This window comes from Specibacter sp. NPDC078692 (assembly GCF_040686835.1).
In the GTDB taxonomy this organism is placed as follows: Bacteria; Actinomycetota; Actinomycetes; order Actinomycetales; family Micrococcaceae; genus Specibacter.
On sequence record NZ_JBFBLV010000019.1, the window covers coordinates 16565 to 32967 of the forward strand.

The 16403-nt window shown below is 61.6% G+C and carries 15 protein-coding genes; 12 read left to right on the forward strand and 3 right to left on the reverse strand.

Annotated elements, in window-relative coordinates:
- Positions 1–124: 124 nt before the first annotated feature.
- On the reverse strand, positions 125–1195 hold the full coding sequence (zapE, locus tag AB0O97_RS13375) for a cell division protein ZapE (protein WP_363883295.1): 1071 nt from the start codon (positions 1193–1195) through the stop codon (positions 125–127).
- Positions 1196–1399: 204 nt separating this feature from the next.
- Between zapE and AB0O97_RS13380 the strand changes: the two genes are divergently transcribed.
- From AB0O97_RS13380 to ybaK, 3 genes are all read left to right on the forward strand, one after another.
- Complete coding sequence (locus tag AB0O97_RS13380) at positions 1400–2323, forward strand: sulfurtransferase (protein WP_363883297.1); 924 nt, start codon at positions 1400–1402, stop codon at positions 2321–2323.
- Between the two features lie 46 nt (positions 2324–2369).
- Positions 2370–2828 carry a SufE family protein gene (locus AB0O97_RS13385; RefSeq protein WP_363841237.1) on the forward strand — a complete coding sequence of 153 codons (459 nt, stop codon included), beginning with the start codon at positions 2370–2372 and terminating at the stop codon, positions 2826–2828.
- 93 nt (positions 2829–2921) lie between these two features.
- Positions 2922–3446 carry a Cys-tRNA(Pro) deacylase gene (gene ybaK / locus AB0O97_RS13390; RefSeq protein ID WP_363883299.1) on the forward strand — a complete coding sequence of 175 codons (525 nt, stop codon included), beginning with the start codon at positions 2922–2924 and terminating at the stop codon, positions 3444–3446.
- Here the strand turns inward: ybaK and AB0O97_RS13395 are convergent.
- Positions 3443–4660, reverse strand: coding sequence for an alpha/beta fold hydrolase (locus AB0O97_RS13395; protein WP_363841243.1), 1218 nt, complete (start codon positions 4658–4660; stop codon positions 3443–3445). The two genes, ybaK and AB0O97_RS13395, sit on opposite strands and share 4 nt — an antisense overlap.
- Before the next feature lie 121 nt (positions 4661–4781).
- On the opposite strand from AB0O97_RS13395, the gene AB0O97_RS13400 reads away from it, so the two are divergent.
- The 9 genes from AB0O97_RS13400 to AB0O97_RS13440 all read left to right on the forward strand — a co-directional run bounded on the left by AB0O97_RS13400 (position 4782) and on the right by AB0O97_RS13440 (position 15098).
- The gene (locus AB0O97_RS13400; protein WP_363883300.1) at positions 4782–5273 is read left to right on the forward strand and encodes a hypothetical protein; all 492 of its coding nucleotides are present in this window, start codon (positions 4782–4784) and stop codon (positions 5271–5273) included.
- A gap of 14 nt (positions 5274–5287) precedes the next feature.
- Positions 5288–5734, forward strand: a complete 447-nt coding sequence (gene msrB / locus AB0O97_RS13405) for a peptide-methionine (R)-S-oxide reductase MsrB (RefSeq protein WP_363883302.1) — start codon at positions 5288–5290, stop codon at positions 5732–5734.
- Between the two features lie 202 nt (positions 5735–5936).
- Positions 5937–7322: a DUF6421 family protein gene (locus AB0O97_RS13410; RefSeq protein WP_363883304.1), complete on the forward strand. Its 1386-nt coding sequence runs from the start codon at positions 5937–5939 to the stop codon at positions 7320–7322.
- Positions 7323–7340: 18 nt separating this feature from the next.
- The gene (locus AB0O97_RS13415; RefSeq protein ID WP_363841252.1) at positions 7341–8090 is read left to right on the forward strand and encodes an SDR family oxidoreductase; all 750 of its coding nucleotides are present in this window, start codon (positions 7341–7343) and stop codon (positions 8088–8090) included.
- The gene (locus tag AB0O97_RS13420) at positions 8074–9162 is read left to right on the forward strand and encodes a low specificity L-threonine aldolase (RefSeq protein WP_363883306.1); all 1089 of its coding nucleotides are present in this window, start codon (positions 8074–8076) and stop codon (positions 9160–9162) included. The genes AB0O97_RS13415 and AB0O97_RS13420 overlap by 17 nt, the downstream gene beginning before the upstream one ends.
- A 199-nt stretch (positions 9163–9361) precedes the next feature.
- Complete coding sequence (locus AB0O97_RS13425; protein WP_363841257.1) at positions 9362–9940, forward strand: DUF3000 domain-containing protein; 579 nt, start codon at positions 9362–9364, stop codon at positions 9938–9940.
- Between the two features lie 80 nt (positions 9941–10020).
- Entirely contained in the window at positions 10021–11457 is a 1437-nt protein-coding gene (locus AB0O97_RS13430) for an HRDC domain-containing protein (protein ID WP_363883307.1), read from the forward strand.
- 234 nt (positions 11458–11691) lie between these two features.
- A complete protein-coding gene (locus AB0O97_RS13435) occupies positions 11692–12957 on the forward strand; it encodes an acetyl-CoA C-acyltransferase (protein WP_363883309.1) in 1266 nt (421 codons plus the stop codon).
- Complete coding sequence (locus AB0O97_RS13440; RefSeq protein ID WP_363883311.1) at positions 12954–15098, forward strand: 3-hydroxyacyl-CoA dehydrogenase NAD-binding domain-containing protein; 2145 nt, start codon at positions 12954–12956, stop codon at positions 15096–15098. The genes AB0O97_RS13435 and AB0O97_RS13440 overlap by 4 nt, the downstream gene beginning before the upstream one ends.
- Before the next feature lie 304 nt (positions 15099–15402).
- Here AB0O97_RS13440 and AB0O97_RS13445 read toward each other — a convergent pair whose 3' ends face one another.
- Positions 15403–16170, reverse strand: a complete 768-nt coding sequence (locus AB0O97_RS13445) for a hypothetical protein (RefSeq protein WP_363883312.1) — start codon at positions 16168–16170, stop codon at positions 15403–15405.
- Positions 16171–16403 lie beyond the last annotated feature (233 nt).

The window sequence follows — 16403 nt, forward strand, 5'->3', positions numbered from 1 at the left end:
TGAATGGCGTCAAAGAAGGCCCCGGTACTGTCGAGAGACGGCACCGGGGCCTTTCGCATCCCCTGAACTAGTACAAGAAGCTAACCCAAGAAGAACTAGTACAAGAAGCTAAAGCAAACCGTCGTCAGCCAACGGGCTGACGGTCTCCAATTTCTTGTGCCTCACGGGCCAAGGCTGTCAGGCGCGAGACGGCACGGAAGTACTTCTTCTGGTATCCACCGGTCATCATTTCAGGGGTGAACAACTGATCCAATGAGACACCGCTGGCCAGGATCGGCACGTCCTTGTCGTACAGTCGGTCAGCCAGCACCACAAAGCGCAAAGCCACCGATTGTTCGGTGATGGTGTGCACATTGCGCCACACTACGGCGTCGATATCGGAGAGCATCTGCCGGTAGCGTGACGGGTGAACGCCAGCCAGGTGGTCAACCAGAACACTAAAGTCGTCAACAGCAACGGTGCGCCCGGAAAAATCTTGGCGCATGCGCGAGTCTAGATCGCTATTGGCTACCGGCTCCGGAGGTGTGGGCAGGCCACGGTGGCGGAAGTCCTCACCATCAATATGCAGGATCTCAAACTGGTCGGCCAATACCTGGATCTCGCGCTTGAAATCGACGGCGGCAAAGCGCCCATCACCCAAGGACCCTGGCAGTGTGTTGGAGGTGGCCGCGAGCCGCACTCCGGCGTCGGCCAATTCGCGCATGAGGCGCGACATCAGCACCGTATCGCCCGGATCGTCGAGTTCGAACTCGTCAATGCACACCAACTTGTACGTGCTCAACGCCTCCACCGTCTTGCGGAATGACAACGCCCCCACCAAGTTGGTGTACTCCACAAAGGTGCCGATGGCTTTGGGGCCCTCAACCTCATGCCACAGCGATGACAACAGGTGGGTCTTGCCCACGCCGAAGCCGCCATCAAGATAAATCCCGGCACGTCCGCCGGCACCATTGGACTTGGCCTTAGCTTTGCCTCCGAAGAATTTCCGCAGACCACCCGCAGCCGGCTTCTTCGCCGCACCGTTGGCAAAACCCTGCAGCAGAGTCACTGCCTCCGCTTGCGAGGGTTGGGAGGGATCCGGACGGTAGCTATCGAAAGAAACCTCACCAAAGCGCGGTGATGGGACAAAACCCGCTAGCAGTTCATCCACCGAAACCGCCGGACGGCGCGTGGAAAGTTGCTCAACCTGTACCAAGAAAGATTTCCGATCATCAAGAAATTTGCGCAGACCACAGCATGGGGCCCACAACTCACGTTTCTAAGAATACCCACGCCATATTGCGTAGCGTTAACGAAAGGAAGCTTTAGGGGTCCCCCATGGTTACGCTCAATGAGAGGTTCAGCTGCTGCCCCGACCATGCGGCACCAGCTATGAACCACCTAGTTTAGAAGGGGCATCATGCCAGTAGCAGTAGAAACAAATGAGAAGTTCGCATCGTACGCCCACCCGGAGCGCCTAGTTTCCACCGAGTGGCTGGCCGCCGCGCTGGCCGACGGCGCCGCAACGGACGGGCGCCTTGTGGTGGTTGAATCCGACGAGGACGTGCTCCTGTACGAGACCGGCCACATCCCCGGTTCCGTCAAGATTGACTGGCACACAGACCTGAACGACGACGTCACTCGTGACTACATTGACGGCGCGGCCTTTGCGCTGCTCGCCCAGGCCAAGGGCATCTCCCGCGATTCCACAGTCATTGTGTACGGCGACAAGTCCAACTGGTGGGCCGCCTACGCACTGTGGGTATTCACCCTGTTCGGCCACGAGGACGTCCGCCTGCTCGACGGCGGCCGTGACAAGTGGATTGCCGAGGGCCGCGAGCTCACCACGGACGCCACCGACGTCACTCCCTCCGCCGAGTACCCGGTAGTGGAGCGCAACGACGCCCCCATCCGTGCTTACAAGGAAGATGTCTTGGCGCACTTGGGCAAGCCGCTCATCGATGTCCGTTCCACCGAGGAATACACCGGAGAACGCACCCACATGCCCGCCTACCCCCAGGAAGGAACGCTACGTGGCGGTCACATCCCCACCGCCGCATCCATCCCGTGGGCCCGCGCAGCTGCCGAAGACGGAACTTACCGCTCACGTGAAGAACTCGAGGCACTGTACCTCGGCGAAGCAGGTTTGGTTCCGGGCGATGACGTGGTTGCCTACTGCCGCATCGGCGAGCGTTCCAGCCACACCTGGTTCGCCCTGAAGTACCTGCTGGGCTTTGAGACCGTCCGCAACTACGACGGTTCCTGGACCGAATGGGGCAACGCCGTTCGCGTCCCCATCGCCGTGGGCACCGAGCGCGGCGAACTCCCCACCTCGGCAAACTAACCACCACGTTTTACACCCAACAGAAAAGAAACGTACGCTTTAGTCGATGACTACTTCACAAGCACTGCCAGCTGCATTGGCCGAGATCGTCAAGGATTTTCAGGAACTGGGAGAACGGGACCGGCTGACGCTATTACTGGACTTCTCCAAGTCGCTGCCGCCTTTGCCGGACCGGCTCAAGGATCACCCCGAACTCCTCGAGCAGGTGGTGGAATGCCAGTCACCACTGTTTTTGACAGTGGAATCGGAAAAGACGGACGACGGCGAGGTGGTGCGTCTGTTCTTCCAGGCACCTCCCGAGGCACCCACCACGCGCGGCTTTGCTTCCGTATTGTTTGAGGGTCTCGACGGTTTGACCGCCGCAGAAATCCTCGCCGTACCGGATGACATGCCCGAACAGTTGGGTCTGACGCGCGCCATTTCGCCACTGCGCATGCGCGGCATGTCCGCCATGCTGGGTCGCGTCAAGCGCAAGATCAACGGTGGGCTGCGACCGGCCGCCTAGGCTGGCCGGCATTCGCTCGCTGTAGCAAAGCCCCGGTTCTCTGACCTCGACTACGTCGGGGAGCCGGGGCTTTGTGCTGCCATAATTGATGCCATGGCCAAGAAGAACACTGCCTCGAAAAATGGTGCAGCAGGTACCGGCACTCCGGCAACCGTCGCACTCACCCAATCCGGGATCAGTTTTACCGCACACCCCTACGACCACGATCCTGCCAACACCAACTACGGCATGGAAGCGGCAACGGTTTTGGGGATCGAGCCAGCCCGGGTGTTCAAAACCCTGATGACGGATGTGGCCGGAACTCTGGCAGTTGCTATTGTGCCCGGGGATGGAACCCTAGATCTGAAGGCCATGGCTCAGACTTTGGGCCATAAGAAGGCCACTATGGCGGATCCCGCCACTGCCCAACGCCGCACCGGCTATGTATTGGGTGGCATCTCGCCCATTGGCCAGCGCCAACACTCCCCCACCATACTGGACGAATCGGCGCTGAACCACGAGACCATCCTGGTCTCCGGTGGCCGCCGCGGCTTCGATATCGAGCTGGCCCCGAGGGATCTGATCACCATTACCAAGGCCACAACAGCAAAAATCGGCAGCCCAACTCGGCAAGCCTAGTGCCGTGGCAGGCTGTGTCGCCCCAATCGGGGCGATAACCAGGTTTCCACCACGTTCTCCCACCGCTCCCGGTCCACATTCCATTCTTTAGTGTGCCGGGCCTTGGAGAACGGCTCGAACGTCACCATTTCGGGGTTCCGCCTGGCCAATTCTGCGGTGGGTTCATAGGGGACAAAGTCGTCGTCGATGCTGTGCAGAATCAACGACGGCGTCCGCAACTCCACTGCTCGCGTCACCCAGTCCATGCTCTTGAGGTTTACCGGTGCAGCCAACCCAGTGATACGCCGCCCCAGTGGATGAGTCAGCATAACCTCGGCGTACTGGCCGATGAAGTTCGGGATGCGGTTCAGCTGCGCTTGGTGAGCCAGCACATTCACCCAATTGATGACCGGGGCGTCCAGCACCATGGCTAGGACGTGTTTCCGGTTCCGGGCCAGATCAGCTGTTTGCAAACTGATGGCCCCGCCCATGGAATAGCCAAAAAGCACTACGTCCTTGGCGCCGTGGGCGATGGCATAGTCGATGGCCACTTCTACATCGGCCCATTCGGTGACCCCCAGCCCATAGCGGCCGTCGGGCGCGGCGGGGGCATCGCCGTCGTTCCTGTAGGAAATCAGCAAGGCGTTCATGCCGAGGCGGTGCGCGGTGGGAACAGCACGCAGACCTTCGTTGCGGGTGGCGCCACGCCCGTGCACCATGATGGCCCAGGTAGCTCCGGCGGAGGGCGCGGGCAGCAGCCACGCTGGGGCCGGGCCGTCGGGCAGATTCAGCGTCACATCCTCGAACGCCAAGCCCATCTCATCCGGGTGAGCATGCAAATTACCGGACCACCAGCCTGCCGTTGCCGTGCGCAAATCACCGCCGTGGACGGATAGAACCTCGCGGGTGACGCTGCCTTCGCGCGGCACATAGGAGAGGATGCGGCCAATGACGGCGTGGGCGCGGCTGTTGTTGAAGTACAGCCCGTAACTGCCCTCGATGATGGTGTCCGGGGTGGCTTCGAGCACGATTTGCAGCTCTGGACCGTCGGAGATCACGGCCAGTACGGCGACGTCGTCCATCCGTTGTTTCTCCGGCGTGACGATGCGCCGGGCGAAGTAGACGGCCAGAGCGGAGGTTGCCGTCACCACCGCTACCGCTCCGGTGCCTGCCGCGGCGGCCCCGAGGGCACCCCACTTGAGCCATGGACTGGACTGCTGCGAAGAGGAAGCCATGCCACCATTGTGCCTACTGCCCGGCGGCCCGTCGAGCGGCACACCGGGAGGTTCGTAACTTTCTTCGCACAACTTGGGCCGTGGTCATTGTTTATGGTGCATGGGCGCCTAAGCTGGTGCCATGAGCGAGCAGATCATCATTTTGACCGAAGAAGCCCTGACGTCCACTGACGTGGCTAACATCACTAACCTCTACGGGCCAGGGGATGACGTGGAGTTGGTGCTGCTGGTGCCGGCGGACACGCATCGTAATCTCTTCGTGGACGTCGTTGACCAGTTGACCATGCTTGATGTGCCCGGCGCCCTGCGCGAATTCCGTGAAAAACCGGATGCCGCCACAGTGAAGGCCGAGGCTACGGAAATTCTCGCCGCCTCCCTGGCGGTGCTGTCAGCAGGGGGCGCCAAGGCTTCCGGCACGGTTGCCGAGGGCGACGCCGTTGCCTCCTTGGTCGCCAAGGTCACCGAGTCCGGTGCCCGGCAGGCGGTGGTGGTCACCCGCCCCCACGCCGTTGCAGACACCTTCCGCCAGGACTGGGCGCACCAGGCGCAACGCAAGTTGGGGCTGCCGGTTTTGCATTTGTATTCCGATTCGGGATTTATTGGCGACTCCTGAACGTTGTCATCGGTATGAACAGCTTTGAGAATTCCACCAACCCCGCCACCCCTGCGCCCGCTGCCCCTGCCGTTGTGAAGAGCGATGCCCAGTGGCGTGAAGAACTCTCCCCCGCCGAGTATCAGGTGCTGCGCCAAGCAGGCACCGAACGTCCTTTCACTGGTGAATACTGGGACTCCATGCAGGAGGGGGTGTACGAGTGTCGTGCTTGTGGGGCCGAACTCTTCACCTCGAAGGAGAAGTTCTCTTCACATTGCGGCTGGCCGTCCTTCTTCGCCCCGCTGGCAGAAGGCTCCGTGAGGTACCTGCATGACAACACCTTGGGGATGGAACGCATTGAAGTGCGCTGCACCGCCTGCGATTCGCATCTGGGTCACCTCTTTAAGGGGGAAGGCTACGACACCCCCACCGATGAGCGCTTCTGCATTAACTCCATCTCGATGACCCTGCGCGAAGGCTGAGAAGCAGGCCCGCGGGGAGGCCGCGAAGCAGGCTGACGCGAAGGCTCACGGGAACTGTCGCCACAAGGCCCCTTAAAGCCACCGAGGCCAAGAGTCACTTATGCTTAGGCACTTTTCACATTAGCTTTGCTATTCCATTGCTAGGCTCGGAATTAATCTAGCCGGGACTCCTCCGGCATCCGAGTAGCCAGGGGAAACTGCCATGAGCATCACGATCGAAACCAGCGGCGGCATCAGCACTTTCGACTACGCCGCCTTGGCCCAGGGCCCTGCATGGCTTGCCTTGAAACAGGCCGCCACCGCATTGCAGGACTTGCAGGCCAAGGACGGCTCCGTCCCCGAGGCTGGAGATCATGCCGCCGCCACGAAACTGATCGCGACCATCACAGCTTCGATGGAGACCTTGGCCCCGCATTTCCCCCACGACGCCCGCTACCTTGAGCTGGCCGTGGCTGACTTCAACAAGTGGGTGACAGCTGGCCTGGGCGTACCGGACTTCCTGGATTCGCTGCTGGCTTTCAACCCTCAAGAACACCGTGTTGACGGACTGGGGCACTTGGTGGTGTTCCCCATGTACACCCAAAACGGTTCAACGTCACGCTTCGTTGAGGCCGTTCTGGTGGAAACGCTCTGGCCTGAATTCATTGGCGAGCTGGAAGCCGGGAACTACTCCAACAAGCTCTTTGTGCCGCTGCGTTTCCTCGACTTCACCCCCGGCTACAACAGCAACTCCGCCGTACTGTTCCCGGAAAGCGTCTCCGTGCGGGAAACTCCCACCTTCACGTGGGGCGCCATTTTCCAGGACCGCGAAGCCGCCCGCTTCCGCCGCGTGGTCCGGGAGGCAGCTGCGGTGACCAGGCTGGAATTGCCGGCAGACGCGCTTGAACTTCTGGAAAACCAGTCCCTGACACAGGAAACGTTCATCATGTGGGACCTCATCCATGACCGGACCCACATGCGCGGGGACCTGCCGTTTGATCCGTTCATGATCAAACAGCGCATGCCGTACTTCCTGTATTCGCTGGAGGAACTGCGTTGCGATCTCACGGCGTACCGCGAATCGGTGGCCGTGGAGGCTGATACGAGCGCCTCTCCCGAGGCGCGCAAGCACGCGAAACTGGTCCAGTACGCTGTGATTTTTGACCGTATTTTCCGCTTTGCCATCACCGGCACGCGCGTTCGCAACTACGACGGACTCGGCGGGCAGTTGCTGTTTGCGTGGCTGCACCAGCACCACGTGCTGCACTGGACCGACACCAAGCTGACCATTGATTGGGCCGAAGTACCGGCAGTGGTCATTGCGCTGGGACACGAGATTGAGGAGCTGTATTGGCGCTCGATCGACCGTCCCAAGTTGGCGCATTGGCTGGCCGCCTATGAGCTGGTCTCGGCCACGGTGACCCCGAACCCTGCGTCCACCTGGGCGAAGGGCCCTGACGCCCTGCCGCTGAGCGCCCCGCTGCGCGAGATCACAGATCAGGTCATGGATGACGAATTCCCGCTCTCCATGTTCTACGAAGCGCTTAACAAGAAGATGCGCACCGTCATCGAATCCACCGCGGGCATCACCGGCACCAGCGCCGCGTAGGTGGGTAGTGTTGTAGACATGACTAGTCCTTTGGTAGTAATCGCCGGCGGCAGCAGTGCCGCCGGCGTTGCCGTGGCCCAAGCCCTGCTTGGCGCTGGTATGCGTGTGTTGACAGTAGGGTCCGACGCCGGACGGATCCAGGCGGCGGCTAGCCTCACCGCCGGTGCCGTCCCCCTGGCGTGTAATCTTGGTGATCCCGAGGACGTGGCCGATCTGGCCGAGGATATCCACGAAGGGTTCGGGCCCGTGGATGGCCTGATCCATTTGGTGGGCGGCTGGCGCGGAGGTGCGGGGATCACGTCTCAGAGCGATGCCGATTGGGATTTCCTCCACACAACAGTGCTGACCACGCTGCGCACCACGAGCCGTGCGTTTTACGACGACCTCGCGGCTTCGCCCGTGGGCCGGCTGGCCATCGTTTCCTCCACCACTGTCACGGCTCCGGGCGCTGGGGACGCCAACTATGCCTCGATCAAGGCGGCCGCGGAAACGTGGGTGCGGTCCGTGGCGGCTGGCTTCGCGGCCGTTTCCCCCGCAGATAGCGAAGCAGGGACAGCGGACGGCGACGGAGCTTCCGAAGGTGGGGCGGCCGGCGTCGTACTTGTGGTGAAGGCGCTACTCGATGATGGCATGCGCGCCCGCTCCCCCGAACGCCGTTTCCCCGGATTCACTGACGTGGCCGTTTTGGGGCAGGCTGTGGCGGAGCTGTTCAGCACGCCCGCGGCCGAACTCAACGGCGCACGCATTATTCTTGACAGCAACTCATAACCTGAAAGGCATCGTGAACATCGACGCACAACTCCATGACCCCTCTGTGAGCAGTTTCGCCTCAGATAACTACTCCGGCATCCACCCGGAGGTACTCGCCGCCCTGGCCGCAGCCAATGGCGGACACCAGACGGCGTACGGCGAGGACGTGTACACGGCCCGGCTGCGCGAGGAGATGAGCACGCTTTTCGGCAAAGAGGTGGACGTTTTCCCCGTGTTCAACGGCACGGGCGCCAATGTGGTGGGGCTGCAATCGTTACTGCCGCGTTGGGGTGCTGTGGTGTGCGCGGCCACGGCCCACATCCACAACGATGAAAATGGGGCGCCGGAGCGTGTGGGCGGCATGAAGCTGCTGCCCGTTGCTACTCCTGATGGCAAGCTCACCCCGGAATTGATCGACAAGGAAGCGTGGGGTTTCGGCGACGAGCACCGTGCGCAGCCGCTGGCCGTTTCCATCACGCAGACCACCGAATTGGGTACCTGCTACACCCCGGAGGAAGTGCGCGCCATCTGCGATCACGCCCATTCCTTGGGGATGAAAGTGCACATGGATGGCGCCCGGTTGGCCAATGCGGCCGCTTACTTGGGTGTTCCGGTGCGTGAGTTCACCTCCGACGTTGGCGTGGATGTCCTCTCGTTTGGCGGCACCAAGAACGGCATCATGTTTGGCGAGGTTGTTGTGGCGCTGAACCCGAGCGCGGCTGACGGCCTCATTTACTTGCGCAAGATGAACATGCAGTTGGCGTCCAAGATGCGCTTCATCTCGGCTCAGGTGCTGGCGCTGCTGCGCGATGATCTCTGGCTGCGTTCGGCTGCTCATGCCAACGCCATGGCAGCTAAGTTGCGCGCCGCCGTGGAGGATCTGCCCGGTGTACAGTGCACCCAGGCCACCCAATCGAACGGCATCTTCGCAATTCTGCCCGAGGGTGTGGCTGACCGGCTGCGCCAGGACTTCAAGTTCTACGACTGGGATGCCGCGGCACGGGAAGTTCGCTGGATGTGCTCCTTCGACACCACCGAAGCAGATATCGATGCCTTCGCAGCGGCGGTGCGCAGGGAGCTTCAGGCCTAGCTGCACTCCTGCGTACTGCTTGACGGCGCTCCGGTTTTTGGGGCGCCTTGAGGCAATTTGGGGTGCGTGTTTTTTGGGGCGCCGGACCGGGCTAGCGATGTCTGATCCGGCGCCTGCGCTGCATCCCATCCGGGGCGGCTCCGTACCTGATTCGGCGCGCCTGTCGCGCTTTGTCCCGCTCCCGTCATAATCTGCACATGTGAGCCACGATCTCCAACTGCCTGCCGACTTCCAAGAAGCCTTGGTTGGTTTGCGTGCTGCCCCGCATCGCAGCGAGCTCACGCTAGCTGAAGTACCTGCTCCCTCCCGGCTGGCCCCCTATGGAGTTGCTCTGGGAGCAGAGGTTTTGCTGGAAGGCGAAGAACTCGCCACCGGCCGCTTCATCCTCCTGCATGACCCCAACGGCTCCGATCTTTGGGGCGGGACGTTCAGGATCGTCACTTACATTCGGGCGCAACTTGAAGCCGATATTGGCAACGACTCCCTCCTGGGCAATGTTGCTTGGGCGTGGCTGGTTGAGTCTCTGGACGAGCACGGTGCACGGCACAGCAACGCTGGTGGCACCGCCACACGGATCCTCTCGGAATCGTATGGCTCGCTGGCATCTCGGCCCGACGCCATCGATATTGAGTTGCGTGCCTCGTGGACTCCCGAGGGCCGCGATATGAGGTCTCATCTGGATGCTTGGGTGGACATTGTCTGTACCTTTGCAGGTTTGCCGCCCGTGCCCGACGGCGTGACCTTACTCCCACAGCGGCGGCCTCGACCCAACGGCTGAGCTGTTCACTGTTCGCCAGCCCGGACCCCAGAAGGCAATTTAAGGGCCTTTCCTTCGCCATTCGGTAGACTAAGAGCATCATGACCAAAGCAGAAACAAGCACACACAGCCGTGCCAGGGCCAAAATGTCGACAACACATCAAGGCCGCAGTACTACAACCGTAGGGCGCGAGGGTACTTCTGCCTCCGGTTCGGCGGGCCGTGCCAGCACCGATCTGGCCCCCGCACCGCTGACTTCAGTGCTGATCGACGGCGTCCAGATGGAACTGGGCGAACTGCCGGAGCTAGTCGATCTGGACATGCCCCGTGACGGCATTCCCGCCGTCGTAGATTCTGATCCGGCGCTGAGGCGATGCGCCGCTGCACTCGCCGCTGGGCATGGCCCGGCGGCCGTTGACACCGAACGCGCCTCGGGTTTCCGCTACGGCCAACGTGCCATGCTGGTACAGATCCGCCGCGACGGTGCCGGTACCTGGTTGATTGACCCCGAAGCTTTTGACAATCTGAAGATCATTGATGAGGCGCTGCGCGGCGTCGAATGGATTCTCCATGCTGCCAGCCAAGACCTGCCCTGCCTCGCAGGCGTGGGCATGTGGCCGGAAAAACTTTTTGACACAGAGCTCGCTGCCCGTCTTGCCGGGCTGCCACGTGTGGGACTGGGTGCCGTGGTGGAAACGCTGTTGGGCTTCCATTTGGCCAAGGAACACTCCGCCGCAGACTGGTCCACCCGCCCCTTGCCTGAGCCCTGGCTGCGCTACGCCGCACTGGACGTTGAAGTCCTCGTGGATCTTGAAGAGGAACTCCTTGCTTTGTTGGAGCAGGACGGCAAGCTTGACTATGCAGCCCAGGAATTCCAGCACCTCATTGACGCTGGCATTCCTGCACCTCGCGTAGACCCGTGGCGCAGAACTTCTGGATCACACACCATCCGTAACCGCGTCCAGCTGGGTGCCGTTCGCGAGTTGTGGCAGACCCGTGAGAAGCTCGCCGAGCACCGCGACATTGCACCGAGCCGCTTGATCCCGGATTCGGCCATCATCGCCGCCGCGAAAGGTATGCCCTCCACGGTGCCTGCCCTGTTGGCACTGCCCGGTTTCCACGGCCGCTCAGCCAAACGCGACGCCCCCAAATGGTTGCACGCAATCCAGACCGCCAAGAACAGCAGCGATCTGCCGCCCCTGCAGGTCTCCACCAACACTCCCCCGCCGCCGCGCGTCTGGGCCGAGCGCGATCCAGTGGCAGCCGCACGTTTGGCCACGGCCCGCACCAAGATGGCCGAACTCTCCGAGGAATTAAACATCCCGTCCGAGAACATTCTGACCCCGGATCATCTGCGCCGCGTGTGCTGGCGTCCGCCGTCGAAAATCACGGTGGAGGCCATTTCGGCAGCGCTTGCAGAGTTGGGCGCCCGCGCTTGGCAGATCGAGAAGACCGCACCCCTCTTAGTGGATGCCATGCTCAACCCCGAGCCACTAGCGCCGAGGGAAGCCAAAGAAGCTAAGAACGATCACGCCTAGCGTCAGTTAGCTCACGCACTCTTCCTTACACCCGAGCGGTGAGTAGGGAGCAATGTTTTTTATCTAAACATTGCTCACTACTCACCGCTCGAGCTGGTTAAGGGCTGCACTCCGGCCCGATCCACCTCGTTTTGACCTCTAAGTTACCCGCTAGTAACATGAGTTGCGACACACCTTCCCCCGGCTAAGCTGGGCTGGAGAGAACATCCAATGTTTGCAACCAAGGAGTTAGACGTGAGCCAAAATCGGCAGATCAGGGACGTGGTCTTTGTTGACGGCGTCCGCACCCCCTTTGGCCGCGCCGGGGAGAAGGGCATCTATGCCAACACCCGCGCCGATGACCTGGTGGTGAAGTGCATTCGCGAGCTCATGCGCCGCAACCCTTCCCTGCCCGCCGAGCGCATTGACGACGTTGCCATTGCCGCCACCACACAGACCGGCGATCAGGGTCTGACCATTGGGCGCACCGCGGCACTGCTGGCCGGACTGCCGCAGTCGGTGCCCGGATTTGCCATCGACAGGATGTGCGCTGGCGCCATGACCGCGGTGACGACGACGGCGTCGGGCATTGGCTTTGGCGCTTATGACGTTGTCATTGCCGGCGGCGTGGAGCACATGGGCCACCACCCCATGGGCGCCGGAGCCGATCCGAACCCGCGCTTCATGTCCGAACGCATTGTGGATCCGGCCGCCCTGAACATGGGCAACACGGCTGAGAACCTGCACGATCGCTTCCCGGCCATCACCAAAGACCGCACCGACGCCTACGCCGTGGCCAGCCAGAACAAGCTCGCCGCCGCCTACGCCAAGGATCAGATCCAGCCCGATCTGGTTCCCGTGGCAACCATGAAGCCCGGCGCCGGCTGGACCGTCAACACCGTGGATGAACCGCCCCGCCCCGGCACCACCCTTGAAGATCTTGCCGTGCTGCGCACTCCATTCCGCGCCCATGGCCGCGTCAGCGCCGGTAACGCCGCTGGATTGAACGACGGCGCGACGGCGGCACTTTTGGCTTCTGCCGAGGCTGCCGCGGAGCTGGGTCTACCCGTCAAGATGCGCCTTGTCAGCTACGCCTTTGCTGGCGTGGCCCCCGAGGTGATGGGCATTGGCCCCGTTCCGGCCACCGAAAAGGCGCTGCGCCTGGCCGGGCTCACCATCGAAGACATTGGCCTGTTTGAGATCAATGAAGCCTTCGCCGTTCAGGTGCTGTCCTTCCTTGACCACTTTGGCATTGCCGACGACGATCCTCGCGTCAACCGCTATGGTGGCGCCATCGCCGTGGGCCACCCACTGGCCTCCTCAGGCGTGCGCCTCATGAACCAGTTGGCCCGCCAGTTCGAAGAGGACCACTCCGTGCAGTACGGCATCACTACCATGTGCATCGGCCTGGGCATGGGTGCCACCGTGATCTGGGAAAACCCGCACTTCACCGGCGCAAGCACTGACGGCTCCGCCACCGCAGGCATCACCTCCGCAACCACCGAAGGGAGCGCAGCATGAGCGCCCAGGACTTCACCAAACTCGCAGACATGTTCCCCGATGAAGTGGTGACGCACTCCTACGTGCAGGACATCGCCCTCCCCGGCGTGGACGGCGCACCGAGCGCTGGCACCTTTGCCTTGATCACCTTGGACAACGGTCTGGATCATCGCCGTCCCTCCACGCTGGGCCCCAACACCTTGGTTGAATTGGGCACCACGCTGGAGGCACAGCGTGAGCGCGCCGCTCGGGGTGAGATTCTCGGCGTAGGCGTCACCGGTAAGCCGTTCTTCCTAGTAGCTGGGGCAGACCTCTCAGCCGTCAAGAGCCTGAAGGACCCCGACGCTGCGCTCTGGATGGCACAGTTGGGCCACGACGTTTACTCCACGCTGAATGATCTGGGCGTTCCCAGCTTTGTGTTCATCAACGGACTCGCCTTGGGTGGTGGCCTGGAGATCGCTCTCAACGCCAACTACCGCACGGTCTCCACAGGTGCTGGTGCCTTGGCACTGCCCGAGGCATTCCTCGGCTTGGTCCCCGGCTGGGGTGGCGTGTACCTGCTCCCCCGCTTGATCGGCCCGGGCAACGCCGTACAGGTCATGATTGAAAACGCCCTCAGCAACAACCGCACCCTCAGCGGCCCGGCCGCGTACAAACTTGGCATTGCCGACGCCCTGTTTGAGCCCGCTGATTTTGTGGAACAGTCACTGAATTGGGCAGCCCGCGTCCTTGCTGGCGCCGAAAGCCCCAGCCGCCCCAACGCGGTGAGCGAACCCCTGAGCGAGGACAACAGCGCGGCGTGGGATGCCGCCGTCGTGCGTGCCAAGAAGTTTGTGGAGGCAAAGACCTCCAATGCGGCGCCCGCCCCGGCGAAGGTGATTGAGCTGCTGGAAAAGGGCAAGCACTTCACGAAGGCCGAATCCTTCGCGGCTGAGGATGCCGCGCTGGCGGAGCTCATGGGCACGCCGCAGTTCCGCGATACGGTGTACGCGTTCTTGGATTTGGTGCAGAAGCGGGCCAAGCGACCGGCTGGCGCTCCGGATCCGAAACTGGCCCGGCCTGTGACGAAGGTGGGCGTGGTGGGCGCCGGGCTGATGGCCGGGCAGTTTGCGCTGCTGTTTGCCCGTCAACTCAAGGTGCCGGTGGTGATGACCGACATCGACGCCGCCCGCGTGGACAAGGGCGTGGCGTACGTGCACGGTGAGGTGGAGAAGCTGCTGGCCAAGGGCCGGATCAGCCAGGATGCGGCGAACCGGACCAAGGCGCTGGTGACCGGTTCGGTGTCCAAGGACGTGTTTGCCGATGCCGACTTCGTGATCGAGGCAGTGTTCGAGGAACTGTCAGTGAAGAAGGCCGTGTTTGCTGAGGTGGAGGCGATCGTCTCCCCCGAGTGCATCTTGGCCACGAACACCTCATCGCTGTCGGTCACGGCCATGGCCGAGGACTTGAAACATCCGGAGCGCCTGGTGGGCTTCCACTTCTTCAACCCTGTGGCCGTCATGCCGTTGCTGGAGATTGTGCGCGCGCCCAAGACCGACGACGCCGTCCTGGCCACCGCGTTTGCCACCGCAAAGGCGTTGCGCAAGACCGCTGTGCTGGTCAAGGATGCGGCAGCGTTTGTGGTGAACCGTGTGCTGTTGCGCCTCATGGCCGAGGTCTCCAAGGCCTTCGATGAGGGCACCGACGCGCACACCGCCGATACCGCGTTGCGCCCCATGGGCATGCCGATGACGCCGTTCACGCTGCTGGCGATGGTGGGTATCCCGGTGGCGCAGCATGTCACGGAGTCGCTGCATACGGCGTTTGGCGATCGCTTCCACGTCTCGGCGAACCAGCAGGCACTGATCGACGCCGGCAAGAAGGGGTTGTGGGAGACTGCTGAGGACGGTTCCGTCTCCATCCCGGCCGACACCTTGGCGCTGCTTCGCTTTGGCAGCACGCCGTCCACGGGTGAGGAGCTGTTGCGCAAGACTCAGGACGCACTGGCCGAGGAGATTGGCCTGATGCTGGCCGAGGGTGTGGTGGCAGGGCCCGAGGACATCGACCTGTGCATGATCCTTGGTGCCGGCTGGCCCATGCACTTGGGCGGTATCACCCCGTACCTGGATCGCGTGGGCGCCTCGGAACGAGTCAACGGGAAGCTGTTCCACCCAGCTTCCTAGTCCTCCCGCGTAGTCCTTCCCGCGTACGACGGCGGGCCCGCACCTTTTCTGTCAAGGTGCGGGCCCGCGCGTCGTGCTGGGTGTGTTGCTCGGCAACTCCACTTTCGGGCCTAGCGGTTCTTGTTAGTGTGGATCAAATTGCTCCATCGCTTGAGCCTCAGAATCTCTTGGCCGCCGGTTCGAGTCCGGCCCGGGGCACCAAAAGGGTCCTCTGACCTATACAAACGCCGTTCAGTGGCTGTTGATTTCTAACTGTTAAGTATGCGCATCCACCGCTTACCCACCGCTTTGAAATCGCCCGGGTTTACCGATGGCGAGGATCACCTTTTTTTATGGCAAGTCTGCGGACAGCAACTTTCGCGCCGAAACCGCCAGTCAAAGCACCTGCCAAATTGTTGTAGCCTGTCATCGAAAAGATGGCGTGCACTTCAGGCGATTGTGCACCGTAAATCGTGATCGTCATGATCAGCATGGAGACAACCACGAACGCACCCCATTCAAGTTGCGCCCAAGTGACGGTGCTTCCCCGCATGCGCTTGAAAGCACGGGCTGTGAGCGTTTCCACCACAGCTGGGACGCCTTGAATCTCGACTAGCGACGCTCTCATGTCGGCGGCCGCGTCGGCGAACTCCGGGCTCGATTCAGCTAGCCTTCCGTATTGCGCCATAGCCGTTGCCGCACCGAAATCTAACTTCATCGAAGCGGAGATCATCTGCGAGATTGCGTCCGACATCTGGTGTTGAACCGGTAGATTGAGCGCCGCAATATGGTTAGAGAGAGGACTCATAATTTTCGCTAGGGAATCGAACCCGGCAAAGTCAATGGCGTGAAGCCGCATGGATTCCACGGCATCAACTATAGGAGGGATCCCAATCATTTTCTGAAAGTTGAGTCCCTCAATAATCGGAGCAATCGACCTATTAATGCTAGCGATAGCGTCTAAATGAACGAAGGAGTTTGCCTCTGCAAAAGTCCGCAGAAGATTCTGGATGCCGATCATCTGCGGCATCATAATGGCGTCCACATCGATGATATTTTGGATGGCCGCAGGTGCGCCGGTTGAAACTGTCACGCCAGGAAAACTGACCGAGTTGCAACTCGTCATGTCATACCCTCTCGTTGCCGAACGCCTGGAGCGCTGCCGTCATGTCTGGTGCTTGGTATGTCTTCTGAACATAGTGCTGGCTGGTCACGGCCTCGCTGGAATGGCCGCGCTGGGCGTCGAGCACCTCTGCTTTACTGAGGTACTCGACGCGATGGGATCAATAAAACTGAAACTATCGCATGGCCCTCCTGAATGAGCAG

Bases quoted from the DNA above. Each gene is read 5' to 3' on its own strand.
- AB0O97_RS13380 (WP_363883297.1), top strand. From the start codon at position 1,400: ATGCCAGTAGCAGTAGAAACAAATGAGAAGTTCGCATCGTACGCCCAC.
- AB0O97_RS13385 (WP_363841237.1), top strand. From the start codon at position 2,370: ATGACTACTTCACAAGCACTGCCAGCTGCATTGGCCGAGATCGTCAAG.
- ybaK (WP_363883299.1), top strand. From the start codon at position 2,922: ATGGCCAAGAAGAACACTGCCTCGAAAAATGGTGCAGCAGGTACCGGC.
- AB0O97_RS13395 (WP_363841243.1), bottom strand. From the start codon at position 4,660: ATGGCTTCCTCTTCGCAGCAGTCCAGTCCATGGCTCAAGTGGGGTGCC.
- AB0O97_RS13400 (WP_363883300.1), top strand. From the start codon at position 4,782: ATGAGCGAGCAGATCATCATTTTGACCGAAGAAGCCCTGACGTCCACT.
- msrB (WP_363883302.1), top strand. From the start codon at position 5,288: ATGAACAGCTTTGAGAATTCCACCAACCCCGCCACCCCTGCGCCCGCT.
- AB0O97_RS13410 (WP_363883304.1), top strand. From the start codon at position 5,937: ATGAGCATCACGATCGAAACCAGCGGCGGCATCAGCACTTTCGACTAC.
- AB0O97_RS13415 (WP_363841252.1), top strand. From the start codon at position 7,341: ATGACTAGTCCTTTGGTAGTAATCGCCGGCGGCAGCAGTGCCGCCGGC.
- AB0O97_RS13430 (WP_363883307.1), top strand. From the start codon at position 10,021: ATGACCAAAGCAGAAACAAGCACACACAGCCGTGCCAGGGCCAAAATG.
- AB0O97_RS13440 (WP_363883311.1), top strand. From the start codon at position 12,954: ATGAGCGCCCAGGACTTCACCAAACTCGCAGACATGTTCCCCGATGAA.